At 63.5% G+C, this 14703-nt stretch carries 12 protein-coding genes; 6 read left to right on the top strand and 6 right to left on the bottom strand.

Going from position 1 to position 14703, the window contains the following annotated elements; translation table 11 throughout:
• Nucleotides 1–143: 143 nt before the first annotated feature.
• The 4 genes from rpiA to QAZ47_RS21545 all read left to right on the top strand — a co-directional run bounded on the left by rpiA (nucleotide 144) and on the right by QAZ47_RS21545 (nucleotide 4256).
• Nucleotides 144–875 carry a ribose-5-phosphate isomerase RpiA gene (gene rpiA / locus QAZ47_RS21560; RefSeq protein WP_278202696.1) on the top strand — a complete coding sequence of 244 codons (732 nt, stop codon included), beginning with the start codon at nucleotides 144–146 and terminating at the stop codon, nucleotides 873–875.
• Complete coding sequence (locus QAZ47_RS21555) at nucleotides 862–1479, top strand: DUF2059 domain-containing protein (RefSeq protein WP_278074314.1); 618 nt, start codon at nucleotides 862–864, stop codon at nucleotides 1477–1479. Before rpiA ends, QAZ47_RS21555 begins: the two co-directional genes overlap by 14 nt.
• Before the next feature lie 218 nt (nucleotides 1480–1697).
• Nucleotides 1698–3086, top strand: a complete 1389-nt coding sequence (gene gor, locus QAZ47_RS21550) for a glutathione-disulfide reductase (RefSeq protein WP_278230655.1) — start codon at nucleotides 1698–1700, stop codon at nucleotides 3084–3086.
• A gap of 21 nt (nucleotides 3087–3107) precedes the next feature.
• Nucleotides 3108–4256, top strand: a complete 1149-nt coding sequence (locus QAZ47_RS21545) for a serine hydrolase domain-containing protein (RefSeq protein ID WP_278230654.1) — start codon at nucleotides 3108–3110, stop codon at nucleotides 4254–4256.
• 149 nt (nucleotides 4257–4405) lie between these two features.
• On the opposite strand, the gene mgtE is transcribed toward QAZ47_RS21545, so the two are convergent.
• The 4 genes from mgtE to QAZ47_RS21525 form a co-directional block, all read right to left on the bottom strand.
• Nucleotides 4406–5770 carry a magnesium transporter gene (mgtE, locus tag QAZ47_RS21540; protein WP_278230653.1) on the bottom strand — a complete coding sequence of 455 codons (1365 nt, stop codon included), beginning with the start codon at nucleotides 5768–5770 and terminating at the stop codon, nucleotides 4406–4408.
• Nucleotides 5771–6049: 279 nt separating this feature from the next.
• On the bottom strand, nucleotides 6050–7939 hold the full coding sequence (locus QAZ47_RS21535; protein WP_278230652.1) for an ABC transporter ATP-binding protein/permease: 1890 nt from the start codon (nucleotides 7937–7939) through the stop codon (nucleotides 6050–6052).
• Nucleotides 7940–8382: 443 nt separating this feature from the next.
• Nucleotides 8383–9063 (bottom strand): DsbA family protein, encoded by a 681-nt coding sequence (locus QAZ47_RS21530; protein ID WP_278230651.1) that lies wholly within the window; start codon nucleotides 9061–9063, stop codon nucleotides 8383–8385.
• A gap of 25 nt (nucleotides 9064–9088) precedes the next feature.
• Complete coding sequence (locus QAZ47_RS21525) at nucleotides 9089–10909, bottom strand: extracellular solute-binding protein (RefSeq protein WP_278230650.1); 1821 nt, start codon at nucleotides 10907–10909, stop codon at nucleotides 9089–9091.
• A gap of 286 nt (nucleotides 10910–11195) precedes the next feature.
• Between QAZ47_RS21525 and QAZ47_RS21520 the strand changes: the two genes are divergently transcribed.
• Entirely contained in the window at nucleotides 11196–11825 is a 630-nt protein-coding gene (locus QAZ47_RS21520; protein WP_278074322.1) for an invasion associated locus B family protein, read from the top strand.
• A gap of 72 nt (nucleotides 11826–11897) precedes the next feature.
• Here QAZ47_RS21520 and hspQ read toward each other — a convergent pair whose 3' ends face one another.
• Nucleotides 11898–12221, bottom strand: coding sequence for a heat shock protein HspQ (gene hspQ, locus QAZ47_RS21515; RefSeq protein WP_278074323.1), 324 nt, complete (start codon nucleotides 12219–12221; stop codon nucleotides 11898–11900).
• Nucleotides 12222–12492: 271 nt separating this feature from the next.
• Nucleotides 12493–13704 carry a UbiH/UbiF family hydroxylase gene (locus QAZ47_RS21510; protein ID WP_278230649.1) on the bottom strand — a complete coding sequence of 404 codons (1212 nt, stop codon included), beginning with the start codon at nucleotides 13702–13704 and terminating at the stop codon, nucleotides 12493–12495.
• Between the two features lie 101 nt (nucleotides 13705–13805).
• Here QAZ47_RS21510 and QAZ47_RS21505 point away from each other — a divergent pair, with 101 nt between their 5' ends.
• Nucleotides 13806–14699, top strand: a complete 894-nt coding sequence (locus tag QAZ47_RS21505; RefSeq protein WP_278233841.1) for a DUF2182 domain-containing protein — start codon at nucleotides 13806–13808, stop codon at nucleotides 14697–14699.
• Nucleotides 14700–14703 lie beyond the last annotated feature (4 nt).

Genomic DNA, 14703 nt, shown 5'->3' with positions numbered 1-14703 from the left:
GCAACAATTGAAGTGCCGCAGCCGATACAAGCTGCGCGGTGGTCAAGCAAGCAGCCTCTATCGGTCCACAGGCAGAGCCTTTGACGCGACAGGCAAAAATGCTAGGAGGCGCGCGAACCCAGCGAAATCGAGGCAATAGCGGCATGGACGCAAGGCAGTTGAAGGTCGAGGCCGCACGCGCGGCCCTTGCCCATGTCGGCAGCGGCATGCGGCTCGGCATCGGCACCGGCACGACCGCCGACGAGTTCGTCCGCCTGCTCGCCGAGAAAGTCGCAACCGGCCTCGCCGTGATCGGTGTGCCCACCTCCGAGCGCACTGCGGCACTCTGCCGCGAACTCGGCGTGCCGCTATCGACGCTCGAGGAAACGCCCGAACTCGATCTTACTATCGACGGCGCGGACGAGATCGACCCCGCGCTGACGCTGATCAAGGGCGGCGGCGGGGCGCTTTTGCGCGAAAAGATCGTTGCAGCGGCGTCCGGGCGCATGATCGTCATCGCCGACCAATCCAAGATGGTCGAAACCCTCGGCCGGTTCCCGTTGCCGATCGAGGTCAACAAGTTCGGCCTGCGCGCTACCGAGATCGCGGTCGGCGCCGCGGCGGCAAGCCTCGGCCTTGCCGGCCCGATTACATTGAGGATGACGGGGGGGCAGCCATTTGTTACAGACGGCGGCCACTTTATCCTCGATGCATCTTTTGGCCGCATTCCGGATACAAGAGCGCTTTCGAATGCTCTCTTCGCCATTCCAGGCGTTGTCGAGCACGGTCTATTCATCGGGCTGGCGTCAACGGCCATCATCGCCGGCGGCGACGGCATCCAAACCGTCCATGCCGCCCGAAAACCAGGGAGTTCTACCGACCATGATGTTGCATAAAAGGGTTCGCCGCCTTTCGACAGTTCTGGCAGCTTCTGCCGTCCTTGCGCTGTCCTCGCCGGCGTTTTCGCAGGATGTGAGCGAATCGCATCTCAAGGCCGCCCGCGCCGCGGTGGTCGCGATCCACGCCACGGATCCGTTCGACAACATCCTGCCGCAGGCAGCGGCGGCGCTCGAGAACCAGCTGATCCAGAAGAATCCCGACATGCAGGAACTGATCGGCAAGACCGTCACCGAGAAGGCCATGGGACTGGCGGCTCGCCGCGCCGACCTCGAGAAGGAGGCAGCCCTAGCCTATGCCAAGGTGTTCTCCGAGAAGGAACTCAACGACATCGCCGCCTTCTACAGCTCGGATTCCGGCAAGAAGCTGCTCGACAGCGGCCCGGCGGTCACGCGCGACCTGGTGAAGGCGGCCGACATCTGGCAGAACGGCGTCGCCCGCGATCTCGCCCAGCAAGTCGGTGAAACGCTCGCCGCCGCCGCCAAGGCCGCGGCTCCGGCCAAGCCCGCGCAGGATGCGACCGCTCCCGCCGATGGTTCGGCCCCGGCCGACGGCCAGGCACCCGCCGACAACTCCGCTCCGGCCGACAATTCGCAGAACTGACCTGCTTCAAATCGGCCACGGCCAAACTGGACCAGAGGAGCCCGGGTTTCCCGGGCTTTTCTTTTGCTTACTGGCAGCCTACCTCTGACGCGATCGTTATCGCTCGGAGCGGTTCGGCTTTGTTGAACCGCTCCGAGCCCCAAATATTTGTTCTCACGCAATCCCGGGCGGAAGCCGCTGCGCGCTTTTCCTGGAATTGCCCTAGCAGGAGCCCTCCGATGGCCGGTTACGACTATGATCTCTTCGTCATCGGCGGCGGCTCAGGCGGCGTGAGGGCGGCCCGTGTGGCGGCATCCCTCGGCAAGCGCGTCGCCATCGCCGAGGAGTATCGCTACGGCGGTACCTGCGTCATCCGCGGCTGCGTGCCGAAGAAGCTCTACGTCTATGCCTCGCAATTTCCCGAGCATTTTGCCGACGCGGCCGGTTATGGCTGGACCGTGCCAGAGGCAAGCTTCGACTGGCCGACGCTTGTCGCGAACAAGGACAAGGAAATCGCCAGGCTGGAGGCGATCTACAAGAAGAATGTCGTGGGCGCGGGCGGCGAGACCTTCCACTCGCGCGCCGTGCTGGTCGAACCGCATTCCATATATCTGGTCGCCGAAGACCGCACCGTCAGCGCCGATCAGATCGTGATCGCCACGGGCGGCAGGCCGGCGCCGCATCCGGCGCTTTCCGGCCACGAGTATTGCATCTTCTCCAACGAGGCCTTCGACCTGAAGGAGCTGCCGAAAGCGATCATGATCGAGGGCGGCGGCTACATAGCCGTCGAATTTGCCAACATTTTCCATGGCTTAGGTGTGGAGACCACGCTTGTCTATCGCGGCCAGGAGATCCTGTCGCGCTTCGACATGGACCTTCGCCGCTCGCTGCACGAGACGATGGAGAAGAAGGGGATAAGGATCCTTTGCCACGCGGTTTCCGAATGGGTGCGCAAGACCCCGGCGGGCAGGCTGGATGTGCTGCTTTCCAGCGGCCAGACGCTGACGGTCGACCAGGTCATGCTGGCGATCGGTCGCATTCCAAACACGGAAAATATGGGGCTCGAAGGCGTCGGCGTGGAACTCGGAAAGACGGGCGCGATCGTCGTCGACGAATATTCCCGCACCAACATCGACAACATCTGGGCGATCGGCGACGTCACCCACCGCGTGCAGCTGACGCCGGTGGCCATCCACGAAGCGATGTGCTTCATCGAAACCGCCTTCAAGGGCAACCCGACGGCGCCGGACCACGACACCATTCCGACGGCCGTATTCTCGCAGCCCGAGATCGGCACGGTCGGCCTGTCCGAGGATGAGGCGATCAAGCGCTTCCCGGACATCGAGATCTACCGTGCCTCCTTCCGTCCGATGCGGCACACGCTGTCCGGCCGCGACGAGAAGATGCTGATGAAGCTGGTGGTCGACGGCACCTCGCGGAAAGTGATCGGCGCTCATATCCTCGGCCCCGACGCCGGCGAGATGGCGCAGCTTCTCGGCATTCCGCTGAAGGCCGGTGTCACCAAGGACGATTTCGACCGCACCATGGCCGTACACCCGACAGCGGCGGAGGAATTGGTCACCATGTACAAGCCGACCTACCGCGTGAAGAACGGCGAACGCGTGTAAAGCCCTGTTCATGGAGTAACCATGTCCGCCGGTGCCTCGCTCGATCTCGATTTCGGCCAGCGCATCGACCGCGTTGTCGACGCGGCGATCGGAGAGCAACGCATCATAGGCGGCGTGATCCTGGTCGCTCGGCGCGGCGACATGCTCTATCGCCGCGCTTTCGGCCTTGCTGACCGCGAACAAGGCAAGCCGATGGCCGAGGACGCCATCTTCCGGCTGTCCTCCGTCACCAAGCCGATTGTCGCCGCTGCGGCGATGGCATTGGTCGAGGCTGGGCGCATCGCGCTTCACGACCCGGTGACCAGATTCGTCCCCGAATTTCGCCCGAGGCTGCCGGATGGAAAAGAGCCGCTCATAACCGTGAGGCAGTTGCTGACGCATACGGCGGGCCTCGCTTACGGCTTCGCCCAGCCCGCCGGCAACGCCTATGAGCGCTTTCGCGTATCGGATGGGCTCGACCAGCCGGGGCTGTCGATGGCCGACAACCTCGCGCGCATCGCGTCGGTGCCGCTCTCCTATGCGCCGGGGACGTGCTGGGGCTATTCGGTGGCGATGGACGTGCTTGGCGAGGTCATGGCCAGGGCGGCCGGCGCTCCGCTGCCCGATTTGGTCGACCGCCTGATCGCCCAGCCGCTCGGCATGAGCGACAGCGCCTTTGTCGTGCGGGATGAAAGGCGTCTGGTGACCCCTTACGCGGACGGGCTGTCCGGGCCGGTCAGAATGGGCGAGCATCATCTCGTGCCGTTTGGTGACGGCCTGATCTCCTTCGCACCGGCACGAGCGTTCGATCTAGCGTCCTTCCCTTCAGGCGGCACCGGCATGAACGGCACTGCCGGCGACGTGCTGAAACTCCTCGAAGCAGTGCGAACGGGGGGAGGGCCTGTCCTTCGCCCTGAAACCACTCGGGCGATGACTACCGATGCCATCATGGGCATCGACACGACAAGGCCTGGCTGGGGCTGGGGATTGGGATTTGCCGTTCTCCGCGACCCTGCCGTCGCGCAGACGCCGCAGGCTGTCGGCACGTGGCGCTGGGGCGGCGTCTATGGCCACTCCTGGTTCGTGGATTCGTCGGCGGAACTCACGGTAGTTGCGTTGACCAACACCGCCATCGCAGGCATGGCCGGTGACTTCCCGGACGCGGTGCGCGACGCGATCTACGGTGTCTGAAGCAGGCGAGGACCGCCGCCGGTAGAGCGGTTCAGTTTTCCGTAGGATCGCTGACCCGCTCCAAATATTTGTTTTCCCGCATTTCCGGACGGAAAACCGCTACGCACTTTTCCTGGAATTGCTCCAACCGGCGACGCTGAAGACCGGGTTCAAAGCAGGGTGCCGCGCAGGATCACCAGCGCCACCGAGAAGTAGATGACCAGCCCGGTGACGTCGACCAGCGTGGCGACGAACGGCGCCGAGGCGCTCGCCGGGTCGAAGCCGATACGCTTCAGCGCGAAAGGCAGCATCGATCCCGACAGCGAGCCGAAGGTGACGATGCCGATCAGCGCGGCACCGACGGTAGCCGCGATCAGCACCCAGTGCTGGCCGTAATCGTAGAGGCCGAGATACTGCCAGAGCGCGATGCGGCAGATGCCGACGATGCCAAGGATCGAGCCGAGCACCAGTCCGGTAGGCAGCTCGCGGAGCACAACCCGCCACCAGTCGCGCAGGCCGATCTCGCGCAATGCCAGCGCGCGGATGACGAGCGAGGTCGCCTGCGAGCCGGAATTGCCGCCTGAGCTCATGATCAACGGGATGAAGAGGGTGAGCACGATCGCCTTCTCCAGCTCGCCTTCATAGCTCTGCATGGCGTTGGCCGTCAGCATCTCGCTGAGGAACAGCGCGCAGAGCCAGCCCGCCCGCTTCTGGATCATGGCGAGGAAGCTCATCTTCATATAGGGCTCGTCCAGCGCCTCCATGCCGCCGAAACGATGCACGTCCTCGGTCGTTTCCTCGACCATCGTATCGATGATGTCGTCGATGGTGACAATGCCGAGGATCTTGCCGTGATCGACGACCGGCAGGGCAAGCAGGTCGTATTTGGAAATCGTCTGCGCCAGCGTTTCGCGATCGGTGAGCGGCGTCACCGTCACCGGCGCGCGATCCGGCGCCACCGACAGGATCGTATCTTCAGGCTCCCCGGTGATCAGACGGCGCAGCCCGGTCGCGCGCAGCAGCAACTGCGTCTCGGGATCGACGATGTAGATCGCATAAACGGTCTCGCGCGTCCGCTCGACCTTGCGGATGTGGTCCAGCGTGCGGCCGACGGTCCAGTCCGAAGGCACGCTGACGAACTCCGTCGTCATGATCGAGGCGGCGCTGTCCTCCGGATAGCCGAGGATGGAAAGCAGCGTTGCGCGCAGCGGCGGGGCGAGCGCGCCAAGCAGCTCGGAACGGGCCGGCTCGTCCAGCTCGCGCAGGATGTCGGTAGCGCGGTCGACCGACATAGCGGTCAACAGCTTGCTCGCCTTGGCGCGCGGCAGGGCTTCGGCGAGCTCCGGCGCGCTTTCAAGTTCCGGCTGGTCGAAGATTTCGACCAGCCGCTCGAACGGCACCGCGCAGAGCAGCTCTATGGCCGTCTCACGGGGCTCATGGTTGAGGGCTTCGACGACGTCGGCCACGTGATCGTTGGCAAGAACACGGGCAACGGCGACGGCTTCGTCGTCCAATACAGGTGCGAATTCGTTCATGGCTCACTCCTTGCCGTCCGGCAGGACGTGAGCCGTCAGGTCACGTCAAGGCGGACGGCGGTTGCGTTCGACTGTGACTGTCGCCAGGCATGGCGGGTTGACCTTTCTGCTCGCGGGGTTCGGGTTGGAAATCTGCGAGCCGGCGCACCATAGGAGCGCGTCTTGCCGAGTCAATCGCGAGGAGGGCGGAAAATGAGCGAAGCCGCGTCGGATCGCGAGACTGTGATCGATCACGGCTATTGCCGCGCCGAGCTACCGAACAAAGGCTTGGTATGACTGCTATTTCTGCTTCAGCCGCCGGAAGCGCAGCCATTTGTCCTCGGCCGGCCTAGGCTGCACGAGGATGGTCGTGAGTTCGCGCGGCAGGGTGGGCGCGAGCGGCTTCTTGGTCGCGACGCCGTCGTTGATCGCGACGATGCTGTGGTAGAATTCCTCTCCGGACAGCGACCGCGGCGGTATGGCTTCGTGCATCACGCTGATCACCGTGACCTCGGGGCAGTTGGCCTTGATCGCCTCGTGGAAAGCGGTCTTGCCTTCGGGATCGAGCGCGCCGGTCGCTTCGTCGAGGAACAACAGGCCCGGCTGCTGCAGGATGATGCGGGCGACCACCAGCTTCTGCTTCTGGCCGCCCGACAGAACCTGATCCCAGATCTTGCCCTCGCGGCTCTCATCGGCAAGGTGCCCGATGAATTCGCCTAGGCCTGCCTTGTGGAGCGCAGCAGCCACCTGCGTGTCGCTGTGATCGTTTTCCGAGCCCGGCAGGCAGACGAGCTGCTTCAGCGAGACCTGCTGCAGCTTGACCTCCTGGGCGGCGTAGAACTTCGTCACTCCTTCAGGGAACACGATGGTGCCGCGGCCATAGGGCCACAGGCCGTTGATCGCCTTGATCAGCGAGGTCTTGCCGCATCCGGACTCGCCCTTGAGGAAGGTCCATTCGCCACGGCGGAAGCGCAGGTTGGCGGCGCTGAGGAAGGGCGTTGCATCCTCGCCCTGGTGCGCCAGCTCGAGCTTCTGAATGGTCAGGCCGAACACCGGGTTCTGGCTGGCAAAGCTGAAATCCGAACGGCCGGTCTGGCGATAGAACTCTTGCGGTTGCTGGACGTTCTCGATGGCACTGGCGAGCTCGGTCACGCGCTGGCTGTTGGCTCGCAGCGTCGCAATCGCCGGCATGACATGGATGAACCACGAACATTGGCTGATCAGCTGGGCGACCATTTCGGAACCGGTTATGTAGCCCTTCAGGTCGAAGCCATTGTGGATAAACGGCACCAGACCGGGTCCGTAGGAGACGATGCGGGCGCCGATGAAATTGTAGATCAGCTCGAACGACATGTAGCTGGTGTTGACGACGTTCAGCCGCCCCCAGGTCTTGTCGATGTCGACATAGAGTTTGTCGTGCATCGTTTTCTGCACATCCTCGCCGTGCGAGGCAGCGACATGGAAGCTGCGGCGCAGGAAGGTCGTCAGTTCGCCGCGATAGCTGCCCTCGGCCTGCTGCATGCGGATGTTGAGGCGCTCGAGCATGCCGCCGAGCTTCACCGCAATCCAGGTGTTGAGCGGCACGTAGGTGGCGACCGCGAGGAAGGCGAGCACGGCGCTGCCATAGCTGCCGAGGAACTCCAGCCCTTTGACCTCAACGGAAGCCCCGATCAAATTCTCGCCGACGAAATAAAGCGAGGTCGCCACGCCCAGCACGCCCATGGCGAGGCCGATCGCGCCGCCAGTCATGTCCTTGATCGATTCCTGGATGCGCTGGTCGATGTTGTCGGGAGCGACGATACCGCCGGCGACCGAGCCATGCTGGGCATGGAAATGGGTATGGTTGCCGTCGAGCAGCGCCTGGTTGAATTGGTTGTTCAGCCATCCGCGCCATTTGCGGTGCAGCGTGGCGGAGACGAGATTGCGCACGCCGGTGAAGCCGGCGTCCTTGAGCACCACCAGCAGCATCAATATGCCGGCATTGGTCAGAAGCGTCTGGAGCGGATTGGTGTTGGCAGCGTCGTGGAAGAAGGCGATCGAATTCACCAGCTCGCCCGATGCCATGGCAAACCACACGCCGGCCTTGCTGGAGAGCGCCGTAAGCAATGCGATGACGAGAGTGAGGGTCCAGGCTTCCTTCCAGCGGTCGGAGAACCAGTAGGCTCGCATCAGCCCCCAGAATGTACGCATCGACGATACCGGCGTCAGGCGCGAGGGCTTTGCCGCCTCGCTGGATGTTTGCTCCGGTATTGTACGTCGCGGTCTGCCGACCCGAATCACGATCCCGCCCAAACCTTTCTTGTTTTGTTACACATGGTAACACCAATTGATCATTTTCCATTAATTTTCTGCCCCCGAATGTGAACAGGGTTACCCGTCGTGGCGCGAGGGCAACAGAGGAGCCTCGTCGGCCAAGCGCTCCTGGTGCCGATTTTATGTTTTATTCCAGCGGGTTGGGGTAAGAATCCGAGGCAACGCCGACTTTCCGTTAGGGAAAGCAAAAACACGGTTTTGTGAACGGAAACGACGTGGTTTCGCGACCGGGGAGGCGACCGCAAGGTCGAAAAAACAGCCGCCCGGAGCTTTCCTGCCTCCTGCGTCGAGCCGAGCTGCGTCGGCAAAATGACGTCGGCTTAGCCCGCTGTTTCCAACTCGCCACGCGCCTTGGCCTGAGCGATCTGGCGAATGGCGTCGGCAAGCGTGTCGGCGTCCTGCGCACCCATCACGGCATATTTGCCTTCGAGCAGGAAGCAGGGCACGCCGGTGATGCCCATGCGCGAGGCGGTGGCGATCTCGTTGCGCACGGCGTCGATATCGGCGTCCGTGGGCAGCAGCGTCTCGACCACGGAAGCGTCCATGCCGGCCTCGCGGGCGGCTTCGGCCAGCACGCCATGGTCGCCGAGATTGGCGCCTTCCTCGAAATTCAGCTGGAAGAGGCGGCGCACCAGCCGGTTCTGCGCGTCCTCGCCGGCGGCGCCCGCCCAACGGATGACGCGGTGCGCGTCCAGTGTGTTGGGCGCGACCTTGATGGCGGCGAAGGCGAAATGGATGCCTTCCGCTTCGCCGAGCGGCTCTATGCGCGCATGGATCTGACGAATGCGCTCGTCGCTGCCGAATTTGCCCAGCAGGTATTCGCGGCGATCCACGCCTGCTTGCGGAATGGTCGGATCGAGCTGGAACGGCCGCCAGCGGACGTGCACCCCGACATCGCCGACAGCGGCAATCGCCTTGTCCAGCCGCTTCTGACCGATGAAGCACCAGGGGCAGACGACATCGGACACCACATCGACGGTGATCGAGTTCTCGGCGCTCATGCTCGTCTCCTGATTGGTCGAGAGGTCAATTGGGCTTTCGCCACCACGTCGGCAGCTGATAGCCGAATATGGGAGTCTTTTGCGGGTGTTCCAGGTAGTTCCAGTAAGCAAGCCACTGCTGCGTGTTGTACTGCATCGGCACGATGTAGTTGCCGGAGATCAGCAGCCGATCGAGGACGCGCACAGCGGCGACATAGTCTTCCTTGGTGCGTGCGTTCAGCATCGCGTTGATCGCCGCGTCGACCGCAGGGTCGGCGACGCCCGCCAGGTTGAACGAGCCCTCCTGCTTGGCCGCGACAGATCCCCAGCGCCCAACCTGCTCGCTGCCGGGCGACAGCGAATTGTTGAAGCCGCTAGTGCCGATCAGAACCTCGAAGTCGAAGCGCTGCTTGCGCGACTGGATCTGGTCGCCGTCGAGGCTGCGGATGGTGACGTCGATGCCAATCTTCTCCAGCGTGCGCTGATAAAGGGCCGCAAGCCGCTCCTCATCCTGCGATGAGGTCATGATCTCGAGGCCGAAAGGATTTCCCTGTGGATCGAGCATCCGGCCGTCCTCCACGTGATAGCCGGCGCCTTTCAGCAGTTCGAACGCCGCCCGCAGCACCTTGCGGTCCTGGCCGGAGCCATCGGTGACCGGCGGCCGCCAGGTGCCGTCCATCACCTCGGCGGGCACCTTGCCGGGGTAGGGGGCAAGCAGCGCCTTCTCCCGGTCGTCGGCCGGATGGCCGAGCGCTGACAGCTCGGAGTTCTGCCAAAAGCTCATGGTGCGGTTGAACTTGCCGGCGAACAGATTCTTGTTCGCCCACTCGAAATCATAGAGCATGCCGAGCGCGCGCCGCACGACCGGATTGGAAAACTTCGGCAGCCTGGTGTTGAACAGGAAGCCGGTAACCACCGGCGGTATGCCGGTGTCGAAATATTCCTGCTTCACATCGCCCTTGCGAAAGGCCGGGAAGTCGACATCGCGGTCGCGCTTGACCGGATCGGTCTCGTCATCGAGGGCGCAGATGCCCTTTTTGAACGCTTCCGTCTTGGCATTGGCGTTGAGGAAATACTCGATGGTGATCTGGTCGAAATTGTCGAAGCCGCGCTTCGAGGGGATATCCTTGCCCCAATAATCAGGATTGCGCTTGAAGACGATGCGCTGTCCGGGCTGCACCTTGTCCACGGTATAGGGGCCGCTGCCGATCAGCGGCTTCAACGTGGTCTTGTCGAAGGTGTCCTTGTCGAAGGCGTGCTTGGGGATGATCGGCGTCAGCGCGACGATCAGCGGAAATTCGCGATTGGCCTTGTCGTTGAAGGTGAACTTCACGCTATGTTCGCCAGTCTTCTCCAGCTTGGCGATCATGCTCATGCGATCACTGTAGGGCGGGCGGCCCTTGTCGGTGAAGACATCATAAGTGAACAGCACATCCTCCGGCGTCACCGGCTGGCCGTCAGACCATTTGGCATCGGGATTGAGATGGAACTCGATGCTCTTGCGCTCCGGATCCATGTCGGCGCTGTCGGCGAGCAGGCCGTAGAGACTGAATGGCTCGTTGTAGTTGCGCTGCATCAGCGGCTCGAAGACGAGGTTGCCGTAGACCGTGTCGATCATGCCGCGCGCGGTGGTGCGCAAGCTCTTCAAGATGAAGGGATTGAGATTGTCGAAACTGCCGACGACGCAATAGGTGACGCTGCCGCCCTTCGGCGCATCGGGATTGACGTAGTCGAAATGCGTGTAGTCCGCCGGCAGCGCCGGCTCGCCCTGCATGGCGATGCCGTGCTTCGGCTCGGATAAAGCCGGAAGAAGCGAGAGGGCCAGAAACGAGGTCGCGGCGATCAGCCGAACGAGAACGCGGTCCATGACCGTCTCCTTGCCGGGCGGCTTTGTGATTCGACACGCACCCTAGAGCATTTCGCCTCCCGATTGAATCGGCGCACCGGTGGGAATTGGGTTCACCCAATCCATCGCCAATCGGGGATTCCTCAGGCGACGCGAAACCAAAAAGAAATCGCGGAAACCGGGCTGGATTCGGCGCCGCTGGCAGTGTAACACGCGCTCCGAAGTCATGCTGTTGCCTCATTTGGGCAACAGGTAGCGGGACCGCACGGCGCGAAGAAGCCGGTCCCCGGGATCATTTGAGAGGAAAGTGCACCATATGACGAGCAATGCTTATCGCCTTTCGGTGCTGGCCGCAGGCGTGGTCGGCGTCCTGGGCGCCGGGCTTTTCACCGCCTCGGCGCAGCAGCAGCCGCAGATTCCGCAGGGCTGGTTCAAGGCTTGCACCAAGCAGGAGGACGTCGATATCTGCAACGTGCAGAACATCGTCACCGCCGGCAATGGCCAGCTCGTCACCGGCATCAGCCTGATCGAGCTCAAGGGCAAGGTGAACCGCAAGGTGTTCCAGGTGACGGTGCCGACCGGGCGCCTCATTCCCCCAGGCATCGGCTTGCAGATCGACGGCGGCAAGGCGCAGAAGCTCGACTATGTGATCTGCTTCCCTGATCGTTGCGTGGCCGAAGTGCCGCTGAGCGACCAGCTTGTCGCGTCCTTCAAGAAGGGCCAGGCGATCAGCCTCACTTCTATCAACTTCCAGAATCAGCCGAACCCGATCAAGGTCGCGCTGACCGGCTTCAGCGGCGCCTATGACGGCCCGCCGCTGCAGCAGTCGGACATCGAGGACCGCCAGAAGAAGCTGCAGGACTTCGTCGCCAAGAACAACCAGGACTTCGCCAAGAAGCTCAAAGAAGAGCAGGACAAGGCGAAGACCGCCAACTGATCGCCGGACTGTTTCTTCGGAACAAAAAAGCGGGGCGTTTGCCCCGCTTTTTTGTTGCCGTCGGCTGAGCCTTCAGTGCTTCGAGTGGCGTTTCGGCTCGTAGCGCCCGTCGGGCAGCTTGTCGAACATCTCGCCGATCTGCGGATGCCGCACCGGCTCGCCCGATTGGTCCTCCAGCAGGTTCTGCTCCGACACGTAGGCGATGTACTCGGTCTCGGAATTCTCGGCGAGAAGGTGATAGAAAGGCTGGTCCTTGCGCGGACGCATGTCCGCTGGAATGGCTTCGTACCATTCCTCCGTGTTGGCGAATTGCGGATCGACGTCGAAGATCACGCCACGGAACGGAAACAGCCGGTGGCGAACCACTTGTCCGATCGCGAATTTGGCCGTTTTCATCGCACTCACCACCTACAGCGCCGCGCGTCGTTTCGAAAATCGAATTCGATTTTCGGGGTCATGCGCTGGTCCCGAGGCGCCGTCAGTGGCTCGCGCGCGCAGGGCGCCTAAGGTCTTGAATTTACATAGCACGCAGCCAAAAATCGACCCCGACTTTCGACTTGGTACCATTTGGCGCAGACGCTGCATCAATTCAATGCCCACCAACGCCAAGCTACGGATCGGCACGCAGTGGTTTCGGGCCGGAAGCGGGCGGGCCAAATGTCTTGCTTCAGCGCGCACTCTGCTTCCTGAATCCGCCGGCGAGCGCCCGAAAACCGCTGCCCGGTCGCAGGCCTTCACGCATGAAGAAGGCGCGCAGCGGCGCGAAGCTGCCCAGCATGGTGAGACCGGCACTGCGTGCAAGCTGCGCCGGCAGCATGTCGGAGAGCAGCGACATGTTGAGCAGGTTCACCGCGCCACTGCGCGCCAGGACGTCGGGACGGCGCCGTGTGTCATAAGCGGCGAGGCACAGCCTCGATCCTGGATCGTCGCGGTTTTCGCTGGCGATTCCGATCAGGTCGTCAATATCCCTGATGCCGAGGTTGAGGCCCTGCGCGCCGATTGGCGGGAAAACATGCGCCGCTTCTCCGACCAGCGCCACACGGTTTTGCGCGAAGCGGCCGGGTGAGGCGGCCGACAGCGGATAGACCTGGCGGCCGGGCTCGACCGAAACGCGGCCGAGCATCGACTGCATCTGCTCCTCGACCCGGGCAGAGAGCGTGGCATCGTCGAGCGCCGCGAGTTCGTTCGCCGTTTCCGGCTTCACCACCCAGACCAGGCTGGAGCGCCTGCCCGGCAGCGGAACCTGCGTGAACGGTCCGGTTTCGGTGTGGAACTCGGTCGAGATGAAGCCGTGCTCGCTGCGATGGCTGAAATTGAGAACGAGCGCCGACTGGGGATAGGGCCGCGCGGACGCCTTGATACCGGCGGCTTCGCGCGCCGGCGACAGGCGCCCGTCGGCGGCAACCGCCAGAGACGCGGCGGCTTCGCTGCCGTCGGCCAAGCCCGCATGCGCCCGATCGGTGCCGAGCCGCCACGTCTCGACCATAGACTTTCGCCACTCGATGCCGGGGTGAGCGGCAACCGCCTTGGCGAGCACCGGGATCAGGACACTGTTCGGCATGTTGAGCCCGAACTGCTCCTCGCCGATCTCGCTGGCGCGAAAGGTCACAGACGGGCTGCGGATCAGCCTTCGGGTCGCGTCGACGATGCGCATCACCTTCAACGGTGCTGCCTGCGGCCTGAGTTCATCCAGCACGCCGAACCGCTCGAGGACTTTCAGCGAAGGATTCATGAGGGCGGTGGTGCGGCCGTCGCTGGTGGTGGCCTCCGGGCCAACGAGCGTCACGGCAAAGCCTGCCTCGGCGAAGCCGAGTGCCGCGATCAGGCCGGCCGGACCGCTGCCGGCGACCAATATGCGGGCTTTGTCGTTCTGCTCCACGCCAGGCTTCCATGAATGATGGGCGGTCTGCCGACCTACATGCGGATATAGGGCAGGTGGGCGGGCTTGATCAACGCGGCGATTCGGCCCATTCGATTGCCATGACCGGCCAGGAGCACGATTTCAGCCACCTCGACCGCGCCGGCCGCGCTGCGGCGGGATTGGCGCGCAGCCCGCGCCTAGCGGTGACGATCACCATCGGTGCGAGCATCGTGCTTGCCTGGTTCATTCTCGCGGCAATGGCGATTCGCGGCGCCGAAAGCCGCCTTGCCGGCGGCGCTCCGGGCGATGCCCTGCTCAAAGACCTGCCGCGATTGCCGTTGCCGGATTTCCTCGATCGCTTTTTCGCCCTGTGCCTTGCGCCGGCCCCGCTTACCGGTGCCGTGGGTGCGCAGGCGTCGGCACTCGTCCTGATGTGGTTCCTGATGGCTGCGGCGGCGATGCTGCCTTCGGCGGCGCCGATGATCCGCACCTATTGCGAGATTGCGGACACCGCTCGGATCAAGGGCGAGCCCGTCGTCCATCCGCTGGTTCTGGTGGCAGGATACCTCGCGACCTGGCTTGCCGCCTCGGTGGCGTTCGCCGCGCTGACGCTCGCGGTCTACGGCTTCGCCGCCTCGGGGCAGGTGCTCGATCCCGTCGTCGGGCTTGCCGGGGGCACCGCCCTGGCGATCGCCGGCCTCTATCAGTTCAGCGGCTCGAAGCAGGCATGCCTGAAGAAATGCCGCAACCCGTTCTCGATCCTGTTCGCCAACTGGAGCGCGAAACCGGGGCGTATCTTTCGCCTGGGGATGGAGCAGGGCGCCTGGTGCCTTGGCTGCTGCTGGGCGCTGATGCTGGTGATGTTCGCCGTTGGTGCGATGAACATCTTCTGGATGGCGCTGATAAGCCTGTTCACCGTGATCGAAAAACAGACCACCGGCAGGGTGGCAAGCCAGGTAGCCGGTGCGATACTGCTTGTGTGGGCTGCCGCCCTGCTATTAGTTTCGGCGTGAGGGG

Source organism: Mesorhizobium sp. WSM4904 (assembly GCF_029674545.1).
In the GTDB taxonomy this organism is placed as follows: Bacteria; Pseudomonadota; Alphaproteobacteria; order Rhizobiales; family Rhizobiaceae; genus Mesorhizobium.
Note: the sequence above shows the minus strand (reverse complement) of the source record. Positions and strands in the feature narration are given on the sequence as shown.

Excerpts from the sequence above, each read along its gene's own strand:
- rpiA (WP_278202696.1), top strand. The coding sequence starts at position 144 with ATGGACGCAAGGCAGTTGAAGGTCGAGGCCGCACGCGCGGCCCTTGCC.
- QAZ47_RS21555 (WP_278074314.1), top strand. The coding sequence starts at position 862 with ATGATGTTGCATAAAAGGGTTCGCCGCCTTTCGACAGTTCTGGCAGCT.
- gor (WP_278230655.1), top strand. The coding sequence starts at position 1,698 with ATGGCCGGTTACGACTATGATCTCTTCGTCATCGGCGGCGGCTCAGGC.
- QAZ47_RS21545 (WP_278230654.1), top strand. The coding sequence starts at position 3,108 with ATGTCCGCCGGTGCCTCGCTCGATCTCGATTTCGGCCAGCGCATCGAC.
- mgtE (WP_278230653.1), bottom strand. The coding sequence starts at position 5,770 with ATGAACGAATTCGCACCTGTATTGGACGACGAAGCCGTCGCCGTTGCC.
- QAZ47_RS21535 (WP_278230652.1), bottom strand. The coding sequence starts at position 7,939 with ATGCGTACATTCTGGGGGCTGATGCGAGCCTACTGGTTCTCCGACCGC.
- QAZ47_RS21530 (WP_278230651.1), bottom strand. The coding sequence starts at position 9,063 with ATGAGCGCCGAGAACTCGATCACCGTCGATGTGGTGTCCGATGTCGTC.
- QAZ47_RS21525 (WP_278230650.1), bottom strand. The coding sequence starts at position 10,909 with ATGGACCGCGTTCTCGTTCGGCTGATCGCCGCGACCTCGTTTCTGGCC.
- hspQ (WP_278074323.1), bottom strand. The coding sequence starts at position 12,221 with ATGAAAACGGCCAAATTCGCGATCGGACAAGTGGTTCGCCACCGGCTG.
- QAZ47_RS21505 (WP_278233841.1), top strand. The coding sequence starts at position 13,806 with ATGACCGGCCAGGAGCACGATTTCAGCCACCTCGACCGCGCCGGCCGC.